The 15,107-nt window shown below is 31.3% G+C and carries 12 protein-coding genes; all 12 read right to left on the reverse strand.

Translation table 11 applies throughout. The features are described from left to right. The coding region (locus tag A5819_RS02135; RefSeq protein ID WP_139843550.1) for a glycosyltransferase at positions 1–358 on the reverse strand (358 nt) is incomplete at its 3' end. A 449-nt stretch (positions 359–807) separates the two neighbouring features. Further along, on the reverse strand, positions 808–1,758 hold the full coding sequence (locus tag A5819_RS02140; RefSeq protein WP_086280379.1) for an NAD-dependent epimerase/dehydratase family protein: 951 nt from the start codon (positions 1,756–1,758) through the stop codon (positions 808–810). Positions 1,759–2,038: 280 nt separating this feature from the next. Then, on the reverse strand, positions 2,039–3,436 hold the full coding sequence (locus A5819_RS02145) for an O-antigen ligase (protein WP_086280376.1): 1,398 nt from the start codon (positions 3,434–3,436) through the stop codon (positions 2,039–2,041). A gap of 136 nt (positions 3,437–3,572) precedes the next feature. After that, positions 3,573–3,971 (reverse strand): glycerol-3-phosphate cytidylyltransferase, encoded by a 399-nt coding sequence (gene tagD / locus A5819_RS02150; protein WP_086280373.1) that lies wholly within the window; start codon positions 3,969–3,971, stop codon positions 3,573–3,575. Between the two features lie 19 nt (positions 3,972–3,990). Beyond that, the gene (locus A5819_RS02155; RefSeq protein ID WP_086280371.1) at positions 3,991–4,866 is read right to left on the reverse strand and encodes a beta-1,6-N-acetylglucosaminyltransferase; all 876 of its coding nucleotides are present in this window, start codon (positions 4,864–4,866) and stop codon (positions 3,991–3,993) included. Between the two features lie 6 nt (positions 4,867–4,872). Further along, complete coding sequence (locus A5819_RS02160; RefSeq protein ID WP_086280368.1) at positions 4,873–6,300, reverse strand: oligosaccharide flippase family protein; 1,428 nt, start codon at positions 6,298–6,300, stop codon at positions 4,873–4,875. After that, entirely contained in the window at positions 6,301–7,455 is a 1,155-nt protein-coding gene (locus tag A5819_RS02165; RefSeq protein ID WP_086280365.1) for a CDP-glycerol glycerophosphotransferase family protein, read from the reverse strand. After that, the gene (locus A5819_RS02170) at positions 7,456–8,451 is read right to left on the reverse strand and encodes a glycosyltransferase family 2 protein (protein ID WP_086280361.1); all 996 of its coding nucleotides are present in this window, start codon (positions 8,449–8,451) and stop codon (positions 7,456–7,458) included. A 160-nt stretch (positions 8,452–8,611) separates the two neighbouring features. Then, the gene (locus tag A5819_RS02175; protein WP_086280359.1) at positions 8,612–11,425 is read right to left on the reverse strand and encodes a GW dipeptide domain-containing protein; all 2,814 of its coding nucleotides are present in this window, start codon (positions 11,423–11,425) and stop codon (positions 8,612–8,614) included. Between the two features lie 65 nt (positions 11,426–11,490). Then, positions 11,491–12,315 (reverse strand): glycosyltransferase, encoded by an 825-nt coding sequence (locus tag A5819_RS02180; RefSeq protein WP_086280357.1) that lies wholly within the window; start codon positions 12,313–12,315, stop codon positions 11,491–11,493. 18 nt (positions 12,316–12,333) lie between these two features. Continuing rightward, positions 12,334–13,728: a sugar transferase gene (locus A5819_RS02185; RefSeq protein ID WP_086280354.1), complete on the reverse strand. Its 1,395-nt coding sequence runs from the start codon at positions 13,726–13,728 to the stop codon at positions 12,334–12,336. Between the two features lie 187 nt (positions 13,729–13,915). Beyond that, positions 13,916–15,097 (reverse strand): EpaQ family protein, encoded by a 1,182-nt coding sequence (locus A5819_RS02190; protein ID WP_086280351.1) that lies wholly within the window; start codon positions 15,095–15,097, stop codon positions 13,916–13,918. Between the last annotated feature and the right edge of the window lie 10 nt (positions 15,098–15,107).

Below are 15,107 nucleotides of genomic sequence, written 5' to 3' on the forward strand. Positions count from 1 at the left end.
CATCCTCGTAACCTTGGTCCCACAAATTTATCATTTCTAAAATAATTTCTGGAGGATGCTGTAGATCTGCATCTATGGTTATCACAGCATCATGATTCGAGTAATCAAATCCCGCGCTCATTGCAATTTCTTTTCCATAATTTCTAGATAAGTTAAGCAATGAAACATTCTCTGTTGTCTCCATTAATTTTAAAATAGTATCGACAGTATTATCTTTACTCCCATCATTTATGAATAATATCTCAAAATCAATCTGGTTTTCTTTCTTTTTCAAAGATACCATTAGTTTATCGTATAGAGGAAAAATATTTTCTTCTTCGTTATACGCAGGTATAGAGATTAAAATTTTTCTCTTCACTTTCAAATTCCTCCACATTATTTTAAATTTGCGGGTAGCAAAGTCAAATTGGCTAAGATAAGACATTAAGGATATACTCAGCATAATACGTTTAAACCTTACAAGAACAATTATAACTATTTACCTTTAACACTCATATAAAACCTTGTAGTTCCACTTTTATTCTTCAAACAGCCCCATTACCATACTACTAACAAATAGATTGTCTCCAAAAGATGAATAATCTGATGTCATGATCAATTAATTCCTGTCTCTTATACACATCTAGATTCCAAAAGATGAATAATCTGATGTCATGATCAATTAATTCTATTTATTTTTTGTTCATATATCCTACATAACTGGATGAAAAATAAAAAACATCCCTGCATAAAATTATTATTTTGATACAAATAGTAGATTTTTGTCTTACTTAATTTAACTACTAGCATTCCCAACTAAATCAATTTCTATGGTTTTGCCTTTTCATAATTCACATATTTTTTTAAACCACTTTTAATTGTATAGTTCGGAGTGTAGCCAATACTTTTTAGTTTTTCAATATTTGCTAAAGAGTGCTTAATATCTCCTGAACGCTCGTCTTTATACTCCACAGATAATTCTAGTTTGAATAATTCGTTTAAAACATCGATTAATTCGTTTAAACTTACTGAATTGTTTGTTCCAACATTATAAACTTGCCCTAAAGATTCTTCAGAAGTAGCTACTAAATTTAACGCTTGAATTACGTCTTCAATAAAAACAAAATCCCGTGATTGCTCACCATTACCAAAAATATTAAATACCGATCCGTCAGACTTCATTGCATTTTTATAACGTTCAAACATAATAGAAATAACACCAGAATACGGTGAATTAGGATTCTGATTAGGACCATAAACATTGAAAAATCTTACTGCACTAGTTGGAACTTTATATAAGTTATAGTAGTTCACCACATATTTTTCTGCAGCAAATTTATCAATTGCATAAGGTGTAAGAGGACGAATGACTGACTCTTCCTCTTTAGGTAATGTAGGTTCATCACCGTAAACTGCAGCAGAAGAAGCAAAAACAAATCTTTTCAATCGTTTTTGTTCTTTCGATAATTCTAATAAAGTCAATACACTGTCAAAATTGACAATATGTGTTTCTACAGGACGTTCAACTGAATCAGCTACACTTGCAACGGCAGCTAAATGAAAAATATAATCAAACTCATACTTTTCGAAAATTTCAGTCATTAAATTTTTATCTGTTACACTACCTTCTATAAAAGAAATCGTGCTGTCTTTTTTCAAATTCGATTTACTTCCCATTGAAAGATCATCTACAACAATTACCCGATATCTATCACTGTAAAAATTCGCTAATGTAGATCCTATGAAACCTGCTCCACCAGTCACTAAAATATAGTTCATTTACCTCTCTCCTTAAAACGGTTAACTTGTTTTTAATAACATCTAAATACAGACAAACTACGCTTTTTCAATAAAGTTATATTTCATCAACTTAATAAGTAATCGAATCAATAATAACTCAATTATTTCATTAATGCAATCTTGGTTAATAAAAACAACATTATGACACATTAACCAATCAAACGTTTCAATGAGTTTTTTTACCAAACCTCCAAAAAATACTCTAACCGAGACTGCAAAATACCTAGTCCTGATCAGAGAAGTTTTTATGATTGTTTAATTAATTATGATCTTCTGTTTCCTTACTTGAATTCGTTATTACCCCTACAAAAAACCAAAAAACAACACTACCAATCGTGCTAACTAAAATTAGTTCCGTAATAAACAAGGCCGAAACAGCAATAGCTAATATGCTCAAAATATAGTAAAAAGTAAGGTCATTCACTAAATTTTTACGTTTAAATAAATACTTAACTGAAATGAATACTTTATTAAGGAAAAAAGTGAAGAAGGTAATCATTCCAGCAAAACCAGTAGTCGCTAATACTAAGAACACAAAATTATGCACAGTCAATGTATTACGACCAATAAATGTGAATGGTAGCAGATCGTGTGCATAAGGAATATAGTTCATTGGGGATGCACCGAATAACCAACTAGATTTGAAGATTTCAATTGCACTAGACCACAATGAAAAACGTAAATTGGATACATCTCCGCCTTCTGACACATCTGGTCGATCAAGGCTTATTCTATTAGCATTTCCACTACCTGATATTCCTTCTGACCCAGCGGGATGTAGTAAACCTGGTAAATAAGAAAGTAATGATTTCACCATGTCTATCATTAGATAACTAATTCCTGCTACAATAACAGCACCTGCTACTGCTATTAAAAACTTGAGGATACTATTCTTAACGTTTACTTTTTCAGAGTGTAAGAGTGTGAAGAATGTTGCTACACCCAGAACAATTAGTAAAACAATTACCGCACTTCGTGAACCTGATAGCGAAATAAACATTATTTGAAAAATTATATTAAGAATATGAAATGCTTTCATCCAGTTTTTTAAATCAGCTTTGTTTAACAAGTAATACACAGATAAAATAATTACGACAACTGAGATCGTTGCACCAAAGTTAGGATCCGGAAAGACACCGAATAAACGATTGCCTAAAAATCCCATTCTTAGCGGATAATATCTGTTAGACATTGGAATCTTGACTCCATATTGGATAATAAACATACCTAAAGACACAATGGCTGAAAAAAACCATGAAACCATCAATACAAGTTGAAAATAACTATTTATTTTATCTTTTTTACCATAGTCTTTACCATACTGAAAAATAATCAGGAAGTAAATTGCCTGCCACATGATCATTTTTATATTTTCAAACACCCCATAGTTCATGTTCATTAAACTAGAAATACACATGACTGCAAGAAATAATATCAAAAAGAGATCATACTTTTTCCAATTTTTCTCCTTGACACTAAAAATAAAATCAATTCCGATTATTCCAATCCCGATAAGGCCAGATGATACAAAAAAGAGTTTGTCAATCACATTAGGCATTAATATCAGCGGTCCGATCGTACGACATATTAGAATAATTTCAAAATAAATTATATATATTCCTTTTAATTTTTTAAACATATCTCTTGTCGTTCCCATTTACATCAATCACTCTTTTCTTCCTCATTTTAAAATAGCGAGTTTTCTGGCTATTTTAACAATAATTTTCACCTGTTCTATCTTACCATATATTTAAAGCAGAACGACATTTTTTCTACATATAAACTTTTCAAGATTACTTTTGTTCAAGATCCTTTTTGATTTGAGTAGTAGAAATTTCAGGCGTTCTAGGTAGGTAATAAACGTCAGCCGTAGTTTGATCTTTAATAAAATCAAATTTTCCAGACCAATCATCTCCCATTACGAACTCAGATACGCGAAATTCTTTAACGTCAGATACTTTTTGTTCCCAATTTTCTTCTGGAATAACTAAATCTACATAGCGAACTGCTTCCAACAGTTGCTTTCTCTTTTCATAGGAAAAGTAGGTTTTTTTCCCTTTTTCATCCCAATTAAAATCATCTGTAGATAAGCCTACAATAAGATAATCACCACGTTCTTTAGCCCTTCTCAATAAATTAATGTGTCCATAATGAAGCAAATCGAAGGTTCCATAAGTAATAATTTTTTTCATAAATTTTTTTCTCCTTACTTTAATGATTATTCAACAAGATTTTCTCAATCAATTGACCTGATTCCTGCATACTGAATTTTCTTGCAAAAAGTTCATCACTGCTTTGCAAGCTATCAAAATCTGCTTCTTTGAAATACTTAGGCGTATCATTTTTCCAAACAACATAGCGCAAATTTGAATGACAGGAATTATTATAATTAGGTTGACTAATATTATCTTTAAAAGACGAATTATATACTAAAGTTTGAATGAATAATTCATCTCCATTCAGCGTATTTTTAAATATACGTTGAATTTCTTGTTCCATTTTCACTAAATATTTTGCCAATTCATTCGTAATACTAAACCAATTAGCCCCCATTTGAAATTCTAAACCATATTTTCGGGTTCGATCCACACCAATCATTTTTTGCAAATACTTATATATCTTCCCCAAAAACCATAAGAAATTTTTCTTTTTACCTACCACTTCTTGAAAGGGATAGTGATATTTTACTCTTTCTAAATTTCTACTTTTGATATTCTCTTGTTGAAATTGAAGAAACTCTACTCCATCATTACGATCAAAAAAATCATGAATATAGGATTGGGATTTAATTGGTAAATCCAATCCAGATAAAAGATGGTAATAGCTATATTCGCCCACAAGAGATTCTTTTAGAAGATTTATTTCACATTGAATTTGAGAATACGCGCCCCAAGTCACATTCATTTGGTCAATAAAAGTAATTGTTGATTGATTAACCCCTTTACTTACTGCTTGAACGTCTAAGTTTATTATTTTTTTATCTATATGAATAAAAATATCATTTTTTTGATGGTCCAGTTCCCTTAATAAAACATTCAGCATATCAAAGTTATCATGAGCCATTATTAAGTATGCGTGCTTTTTCATATAAAATCAATTCCTCTTTATTATACTTTTTAGATCAGTTATTACATCCGCCTTCGTTAAAATCAGTGCTCCCACAAAAAGTATGACGATTACTATAGATTTATACATCATATTGAAGAAAAGATTATTGATCAAATTAGGTAACATCAAGCCTACACCCGTTATCAAGATCGTTATAAAAATTTGAGCAACTATTTTACTCGTAAATAATAATCTTAAATCAATAAATTTCCTTACCAGTACAATCCTCAACACACATACAATCACTTCAACTGCAATTAATACTATTGTGGCGCCAAGTGACTGGTACAAAGGAACCAATATATAATTTCCCACTAAGCTAACTACGGAACCAACTATTAATGGAATGGCATACTCTTTATCTTTTTCCATTGCTAAAGCAAATTGATTTGAAAAAATTCCACCTATAGGATTAACAATAATTATTACGGTTACTAAAAGCATATTGATTGTCATTGGCGAAAATTCAGCACTAAAAAACCAAACAATGAACTCTTTCGTATTCACAAAAACAATTGTAAACATAACTAATGACAATAATAAAGTATATTCAAATGCCTTTTTAGTATAGGTGAATACTTTATGTTTTTCGCCACTTGCTACTGCATCCGTCATCTTAGGTAACATCACAATGGTTAATGATGAAAGCAATGCAAGGAGAATTCTAGCAATTTTTTGTGATTGATCATAATAAGAAAGTTCAACATTAGTTGTAAGCGATCCGACAATTGTTTTATCTAAAGTTGTATAAACTTGCATAAAGACTTGAGGAAGTAAAATAATCATTCCTGGGCGCCATAATGATTTGAATATTTTCCAAGAAAATACTGGTAATTGTACGTGTTTCCTTAAATTAAACCAAAAGATCAAGCTACCAACAATATTAGTTGCTGACGTAATCAGTACATATAGTGGAAGATCTGCATCACTTTTTACCGTCAAAATAATCAAAACTACCGAAAGTAATTTAATTAAGGTATTACGAATCACAACTTGTGCAAACTCTTCAATTCCCTGAAAAAACCAAGCAATATCAAACGTTATACCTACTAGAAAAATGATTTGTATTAAATATAGTTCTTTATACTCACTATTCATCATGAAAACTACAATTGTATATAGAAACGTCACAACTCCTCCGATACAAAGTTGCATAAAAAATATATTCCAAAATTCATCGTTCAATGAAGATAATTTTCTCTTAGTTTGCGCAATTCTTCTAATCCTGAATGGATTCATTCCGACTGAAATAATAATCATAAGAAATTGAGCTATAGAAAAAACATAACTATATGCACCTAATCCATCTGCACCTAGTCTCCTACTCAAAATTGGCATTGTTATGACCGGTAGTATAATCAGTAAAACTTGATATAAGGCATTAAATAAAACATCACTAATAAATTTTCTCATTTAATTCATACTTTCACTAATTTCTATTATTTTTTCTACTACTGTATTTGTAGCCGTTCCATTCTCAAAGTTGCCAATCTTTTCTAATAATTTTTCTGGCCCCTCTAACAATTCTTTTTTCTTTGAGTTAAAGATCGCTATGATTTCTTCTGCATTTTTGGCTTTAGGAATTGGGAGTTCATCCAAATCAACATAGAATCCTCTTTCATTCTTATATTCTTCCTCATCGTGGTTGAGTAATATAATCGGTTTGTTTAAAAGTGAAAAATCAAAAAAAATGGATGAATAATCTGTAATAAGTAAATCTGTCTCCTCAAAAAGATCGTCAATCTTTATATGGTCATCAATCAAGCCAATAGATTGATCCTCTAATATAGTATTTATAGCTGTATCCTTAGCCATAACTTTACTAACATTGGGATGAAATTTCAATAAAATCTCCAAATTTTGCCCATTCTCCATAAAAAATTGTTTTAAATTTTCTATCCCTAATCTTGCCAACTGAGGAAAGCCATTATTTTCAGGTTGATCTCTAAATGTTGGTGCAAAAAGTATTTTTATCTCTTTTTTATCAAAAAAGTGAGAAGTAGCTTTTGTACTTTCAACTAGTGAGTCATTTCTAGGAGTGCCAATATTCCATATTTTTTCTTCTGATACTCTAAATGCAGACTTATAGATTTTAGAACTGTACTCATTCCCTGAAAGTAGATAATTTAAGCTTTGGGAATCTTTTACCCCATAGTCCAAATAATGTTTTGCTAATTTATCCGTTGCATCAAATTCTATCTTCTTCAAAGGTGTTCCATGCCATGTTTGAAAATAAACTTGTTTTTTTCTTTTCTTGTAAAAAATTGTTTTTCTCGAGTCATCTACCCAAATTCCACCCGTATATAAATGGAATGCGGATAACACCGAATTATTAGCTACTTTCTTTACGTAGGATGGAAGCTCCACATCAACGTCATCATTAATGAGCCAAACAATTTCAAAGTCAGGTCTTATCTCATACAATTTTTCTGAAATTATTTTGGGATTACCTGAATAGTTACGACCACCAAAACTTGAAAAAATAATTTTATTTTTTTTAAGTGGGTATAGTCGAAAGAATAACGGATATATATTGCGAGAAAGGAATTTTTTTATTTTTAGAATCATTTACTTCATACCTTCCATTTTTCTTAGCAATTTTGCACTCATTTTGCGCTTGGATAATTTATAGGGCAATCTTTTAACTCCACTCAAGAGGATTGTAAGTCCTTTTATGCCGAATGATAACTCTTTATCAGTCAATACGTCTTTTTTGTATTTTACAATAATTTCGATACATTTATCAAAATCCTTTTCATTGTCATGGTTACTTTCTATCATCCTCATCATCATTCTAATTGATTCATAAACATATCGAGTTCTTACTTTTGTACTCAAACCAGGATAATTACTATCAATAAATAGGAGAATCTCTTCATGGATTTGAAAAGAATCAAAACTTTTTACATTAAATTTACTTCTTAAAATACTATTATCTCTTAAAAAATAGTGGTATTTTGTTGAAGGATTTACAACTATTTTGGTTGACTCGTCAATTAATCTGTAAGTAGTGGCTTTATCTTCCATCAAAAGCCCATAAGGGTAACGTATTGTCTTGAAAAGGCTTGTCTTATACAATTTATTATTTGCTGAGTAGCCTATAAAATTATTTGTAAACAATTCTTTCATTGCTGATTCCTTAGTAAATTGCGTCCATGTTTCAGAATTTTGAGTCTGAAATTTTATTTTGCTAAAATCACTGACTTTAGTCATATGAATAACTGAGATATCCGCGTTATAATCGACAATCCCTTCCATCAATAATTCAACATAATCTGCTTCTATCCAATCATCGCTATCAATAAAACAAATATATTCACCTTTAGCTCTATCAATACCGGCATTTCTAGCAGAAGAAAGTCCACCGTTTTCTTTCGAAATCACTATGATTCGGCTATCTTCCTGCTCTTTCTTTTTACATATCTCCAAAGAATTATCTTTGGAACCATCATCAACTAAAATGATTTCTAACTCTGTATAGGTTTGATTTAATACAGAATCAATACATTCTTCAAGATAATCTTCAACATTATAAATAGGTATAACTACACTGACTATGTTCATTTGATCTCCTAACGTTTCTTAAAAATAGCTATTGCCCCCTAATAATACCTCTTAATTAGGGTCTAAGTCAAAATCTATAGTAAAAATGGACTTAGTTTAACTAAATAAAAAGGTGTACACAACTAAGCTATGTACACCTGCTATTTAACTATTTGTATTTTTATTTTGAAAAATTTCGTTCATCTGCATAATAAGTTTTTCCATTTAATTGGAATTCATAATAAATATTGTTTCCAGAAGTCTTTATTTGTTTAGATAAAACAACTTCTTGTCCAAGATAGTTTTTTAGAATTCCTTTAGAAACATATCCTCTTGTCCCCCATGGAACTTCTCCAAACTCCGAGTACTCATAATACTTAACTTTTGTTGATATACTCACAGGTGTTTCAAAAATTATACTATCATAAGCTTTTACTTTAAAATTTCTAACATCAGCAAAATAGGTTTGCCCATTCAGTTGAAATTCATAATACGTATTAGCTCCAGAAGTCATGACTTCTTTTGATATTGGAACAGTTTGACCAATAAAGTTCTTCAGTATCCCTTTGGAAGCATAGCCTCTCGTCCCCCATGGAACTTCTCCATATTCTGAGTATTCATAATACTGAATCAATCCATCAGCATCTAAATCCTTTTCACTGTCAATACTATGATAATTTTTCTTTTTGAAATTTCTAATATCACCATAATAAGTTTGGCCATTTAATTGAAACTCGTAATATTGGTTATTATCTGACGTCGTGATTTCTTTCGTCACTGACAAGACTTGTCCTAAATAGTTTTTCAACACTCCTTTAGAAGCATATCCTCTTGTCCCCCATGGAACTTCTCCATATTCTGAGTATTCATAGTATTGCACAGTTGCATCAAAATCAGCATATTTTTCTGACACGATCTGATTGTAATGTTTTATTTTAAAGTTTCGGATATCAGCATACAACGTTTTATTATCCATCTGGAATTCATAGTACGTATTATTTCCGGAAGTTTTTACTTCTTTTGTAAGCTGGACAACCTTTCCTTGATGAGCTTTTAATACACCTTTAGAAGCATACCCTCTTGTCCCCCACGGAACTTCTCCATACTCTGAGTATTCAAACGGCACAATTGTTGCATCCGCATCAATTGATTGCTCTGAGTCAATCGTATGATAACTTTTCAAATTGAAATTACGTAAATCACCATAATAAGTTTGCCCGTTTAATTGAAACTCATAGTACGTATTATTTCCAGAGGTTTTTATTTCTTTTGTAATTGGTACCGTTTGACCAATATGGTCTTTCAACACTCCTTTGGAAATATATCCTCTTGTGCCCCACGGAACGCTGCCATATTCTGAATACTCATAATATTTAATGGTTGCATCCATATCAACAGTTTTTTCAGATACTATTTGGTCAAACCATTTGGCCTTAAAGTTTCTTATATCAGCATAATATGTTTTACCATTCAATTGATATTCATAATAGGTGTTGTTCCCAGAGGTTTTTACTTCTTTTGTGATCTGTACTGTTTTCCCTACATAGTTCTTCAGTACACCTCTAGATACATATCCTCTTGTTCCCCATGGAACTTCGCCGTATTCCGAATATTCATAGTTTTGAATTGTAGCATCTCCATCTACGATCTTTTCAGAAGTAATACTATGATACTCTTTAATTTTAAAATTTCTTTCATCTGCATAATAAGTTTGACCATCTAATTGAAATTCGTAGTACGTATTATTACCAGAGGTTTTAATTCTCTTAGTAATAGGTAATGTCTGCCCAATGTAATTTTTTAGCACACCTTTAGACGCATAGCCTTTTGTGCCCCATGGAACACTTCCGTATTCTGAGTATTCATAATACTGGACAGCTCCATCTGCCGTTAGAGGTTGTTCATTTATTATAGAATCATATAACGTAATATTTCTAAAATCTGTCCAATAATAAGAGTTCCCTATTTGAAACTGATAATATTCATTATTTGACGTTGTGGTTACTTTCTTAGTTACATACGCATCTTGACCAAACCACTGATCAAGCGTGCCTAATTTTTTATATCCTTGTGTGCCCCATGGCAAATTTCCAAATTCATTATAAGGAGTCGATTTAATTTTGCCAAAAGTGTTTACTTCAGTTTCTTTAGCTATGATATCCGAACCACTTAATGCTTTAACAAAATAATCGTTAAAACTCATAGATATATCAAATGGATGCGAAATGCCTGGAAAATAAAGCTGCGAACTCCATTGCCAAGCTCCAAATTCACTATTCCAAATGGAAGAAGCACTTGGTACAAATGGATACTGTGCTACCCATAAATTACCATAACCAAATTCATTTGGATCTATGTATCTACTGTCTATCCAATTTCTTCCTACATACATCAATACATAGTTATAGCCGTGTTTTTCTACTTGCTTGTTAAATACCTTTGAGGTAGCATTTACGTCTCCTGTGAGAAGATTTGTATGCTCAGCATCATTGACTAAAATTGTACCTGAATCTAAACCTAAACTCTTCGCATAACTCGCAAAAAAATCAGCTTCTGCAATTGCTTCACTATTATTTTTATAGACACTAAAATGATAGACTGAAACGACTAATCCTGCAGCTTTAGCGTTACGAATTTGACTTTGTGCATAAGGATTTATGTAATCAGTGTCTTGCGTTAACTTAACTACGACACCTTTAATTCCGTAGCTGTTTTTCATCATTGTATATTGAGCTACCGATATGTCTCCATTCCAAGAAGAAACATCTATGAAGTCTTTTCCTGGCATATTTTTATCACCTGCTTGAACATCTATAGGGGTATTATATAGAATGTCACGCTTAAATCTCATTGTTGTTGAATCCTTTTGATTGACAAACTCGCCCATACGATAATCTGCTTGAGTAGTCATTGTATCTCCTATCGCTTCAGAAAATCCCGTTGGTCCTACTAAAAAAAAGACAACAAAAAGCAATAAGCTTCCAATTTTTTTCATTTAAATATCCTCCAGTGGTTATTACATACATTTGAAACAATACAACGTATTTTCTAAGAACATTATCAGTTTCTTAGCTTTTTCTGATAGAAATAGCCTCTCATTTTATTTGGCATTATGCTGACCATTGTATGAGCAATTGTCACAAATAAAAAATCACTCAACTTTCCTAGGCCTTCTTGATAAATTACCTTTCTTGCTTTTATTCCAGAAATAAGATACTTACGTCCACCACGTCTATAATACATCTCTTTACCAGCTCTTGCATAGACTAGATTTTTTTGAATATTGTTAGCCTTAAAGCCTGCCTTGAGTAATCGAACCCATAAATAATAGTCTTCAAAACCATTTAACGTTTTATAATTGCCAACCTTCAAAATAGCTTCTTTTTTAAACATGACCGTCATGTGATTAAAAGGATTTCTTCTCTTCGAGAAATTTCGAATCTCTTCATTTTTTTCTGGAACATTTCTTTCACCTAACACATTGGTGATCTCACTTTCGAATTCAATAATATTTGATCCAACAATCGCTAAATCAGTGTTATTCAAAAAAGTATCATACTGGATTTCCAACCTCTGCGGATCCATAATATCATCCGTATCCATTCGAGCAATATAAGGATTTCGACAACGGATAACACCTTCAGCTAAAGCAATACCTAACCCTTTATTTTCATCTAATCGAAAAAAGGTCAATCTATCGTTCAGTTTTTCTTTATATTCACTAATTGCTTCGTCCAAAGACTCAGTCAACGGCCCATCAGCAACCAAGAAAATCTCTTCTGGTTGCTTTGTTTGCACTAAGATACTCTCCATCGCTTTAATAAAATAGTCAACTTGTTCTTTATGATAGATAGACAGTAATACACTTACATCGATCATTTCCACTTAATTAGCCCCTGTCTTTCACTTAAATACTTTTATTTTTTTCTCTTTTAAATATGACACATTTAATTGTTCATCTCTTATCTCTTCCACTCCTTGTGAAGAAACTTTATCAAATAAAATTTTAATTGTTTGTAATAAAATTTTCAAATCAAGCATAATAGAATAGTTCTTGATGTATAACAAATCAAAATTCAGCTTGCTATTGTAGTCAGAGGCATATTTTCCATAAACTTGTGCATAGCCAGTTATCCCAGCTCTAACATTATGTCTCAAGTAATAGTGAGGATTTTCCTGATTGAACTGATCAACAAAGAATGGTCTTTCAGGTCTAGGACCGACAATTGACATATCACCGATTAAAACATTAAATAGTTGGGGCAACTCATCTATTCGCAATGCACGTAAGTATTTACCGATGACTGTTACTCTACTATCATTGGTAGTTGATAAAACAGGACCTGATTTTGCCTCAGCTGTTTCAGACATTGTTCTAAATTTAAGAATTGAAAACTCTTTTTGATCTAAAGTGATTCTAGTTTGTTTATAAATAACTGGACCTTTAGATGTCAACTTAACTAAGAGTGCCGTAATCAGCATTATTGGAGAAGTAATAATAAGAAGTATGATTGATATTATTAAATCTACTAGTCTTTTCACAAAATTATCTTCTGAGTTTAAGCGAAATTTAGATACTTCTATAATACTCTCATCTTCAAAGTTCATCATATTTGGTTTCAACATCATCAAATTTTCAAAACTTGTATTTAAAAACAATTTTTTTTCTTTTTTTGTAACTAGTTCATAAATTCTTAACTTTTCACTTTCATTAATTCGACTTGAGATGTAAATAATATCCACGTCGTCTAATACTTTCAATAAATTTTCATAGTAATTATCAATAATCAAATAGGCTACTTTATGTTTTTGGTTCTTGTGGCTACAAAAATTTTGAGTCGCCGATAATGCATTTTTTTCCTCACCAATAACGACAATTCGCTTTTCAGCGCTAAGTCTTAAATAAATAAAATAAACGAGTATTCTCCAACAACTGAGTAAAATAACTCCTGCTACAAATGAATATCCCAAAACTGATCTTGGAAATGAAAACCATCGTCCTGCAAAAGTGATGATCATAATCGCCAGTGTCGTCAGTAATTGACCAATTAGCGTAGTAAAGACAATATCTCCTTTGTTCTTATTATAAAAGACATAAGAACCCAACAATAAATTAACAGCAACGAAAAATAAAGAAATGTATACTGCTGTTCTTTCATAAGCAATAAAATTATAATCAGGTATTTTTGTTCCAAATTTCATTAAAAAACCACATAGGATAGACACGTTGAAAATAAGAACATCCACGAGAATCGTTACGATACGTTTAAAATTATTCCATTCGCTTTTCCCAGACATAGATTAGCTTCCTTTCTTAAAACAACTTGTATCTAATTCATATACTTGACAATTAAACTAATACTGCTGTTTTTTCTTACTTAATTAAATAAATGTAACCAATATTGTGCAACACTTTTTTTGCAATGTATGGCGTCTGGTTACTTCAAAAAACATTTTAGCACAAAACGAAGATTTATCATAACCTCTATTTTTCAAAACGATTTACAGAAAAGCAGCTTTTTTTCTGTAAAGCCATACCTAAAAAAGACAAAGCAATCGGAAGCCAGTAAGGGGCTACTAATACATCTTCCATAAAAGAATGAATACAGATTGCAAAAAATGCCACAAACAAACTGGCTTCTATTTGACTTACCCGTTGTGTTTTAACTTTTAAATAAATCCAATAAACAATAGGGGTGAAGAACAACGTATACCCAACAATACCATAATTTCTCAAGATATTCATAAATGCATTGTGTGTCCCTAAAGGTTTCCAAGAAGCAATAAACGGCTCCATACCAATAATTACACTTCTCTTATTAGGTAACCACTGTTGAAAGACTTCTTCCCAGATTCTAACTCGCTCTGTGAACAAGCTACCCGAGGTCATTTTTCCCATAAAATAAAAAATAAAAGGCGCTATTATAAAAAGTAAAGTAAATACAATTAAAATCATCCAATCTCTTTGCCCAGATTTTTTTAAGAATATTCGTATGATTACAACCACTGCATCCACTACGATGAAAAATATTAATGCATACATTGCTGCTTTGGCTTGGCATACCCAAATGGCCATACCTCCTGCTGCATATATAGGCAAAATAACTAAATTGAACCAGTTTGAGCCCAAGCTACGAATCATAATGGTCAACATCATGACTGAGAATAAAATACTGGCTCCAATTGTATTTGTATTAATCCAAATAGACACGATCTTATTTCCCATCTCCCAAATAGAAATCGGAGCAATCAAAGGAGGCACATCTTTGTATAGTCTATAAAGTGTTGAACCGAATGCAACAGCATTTATAATAATCAAAATAGACACGTCAACTTTATCAAATGTACTTTTTCTAAAAAAGAAAATAAGTAACAATACTATAGGAATGACTAAGTTTAACAAATGGTTGCTATGTCTAATCGGAGACGTCAAGGTATAAAAAACAAAAATACCAAAACAAAATAAGATAAAGAGATAATCTTTTTTTTCTATATTTCCTATATTTATAATAGTCAAAATAACTAGTGAAAGTACCAATATATAGCTATAATTGTTGTAGATAAAACTAGTTGTACCTGTATCTATTCCAATTACCCAAAGCATATAAGAACAAGCAATCATTCCCATTAAAATTAAGTTATTGGTCCGTTTTAACAAACTGCCCATTATTTCAGCT

The organism is Enterococcus sp. 7E2_DIV0204 (assembly GCF_002140855.1).
In the GTDB taxonomy this organism is placed as follows: Bacteria; Bacillota; Bacilli; order Lactobacillales; family Enterococcaceae; genus Enterococcus_L; species Enterococcus_L lemimoniae.

Excerpts from the sequence above, each read along its gene's own strand:
- A5819_RS02140 (WP_086280379.1), bottom strand. The coding sequence starts at position 1,758 with ATGAACTATATTTTAGTGACTGGTGGAGCAGGTTTCATAGGATCTACA.
- A5819_RS02145 (WP_086280376.1), bottom strand. The coding sequence starts at position 3,436 with ATGGGAACGACAAGAGATATGTTTAAAAAATTAAAAGGAATATATATA.
- tagD (WP_086280373.1), bottom strand. The coding sequence starts at position 3,971 with ATGAAAAAAATTATTACTTATGGAACCTTCGATTTGCTTCATTATGGA.
- A5819_RS02155 (WP_086280371.1), bottom strand. The coding sequence starts at position 4,866 with ATGAAAAAGCACGCATACTTAATAATGGCTCATGATAACTTTGATATG.
- A5819_RS02160 (WP_086280368.1), bottom strand. The coding sequence starts at position 6,300 with ATGAGAAAATTTATTAGTGATGTTTTATTTAATGCCTTATATCAAGTT.
- A5819_RS02165 (WP_086280365.1), bottom strand. The coding sequence starts at position 7,455 with ATGATTCTAAAAATAAAAAAATTCCTTTCTCGCAATATATATCCGTTA.
- A5819_RS02170 (WP_086280361.1), bottom strand. The coding sequence starts at position 8,451 with ATGAACATAGTCAGTGTAGTTATACCTATTTATAATGTTGAAGATTAT.
- A5819_RS02175 (WP_086280359.1), bottom strand. The coding sequence starts at position 11,425 with ATGAAAAAAATTGGAAGCTTATTGCTTTTTGTTGTCTTTTTTTTAGTA.
- A5819_RS02185 (WP_086280354.1), bottom strand. The coding sequence starts at position 13,728 with ATGTCTGGGAAAAGCGAATGGAATAATTTTAAACGTATCGTAACGATT.
- A5819_RS02190 (WP_086280351.1), bottom strand. The coding sequence starts at position 15,097 with ATGGGCAGTTTGTTAAAACGGACCAATAACTTAATTTTAATGGGAATG.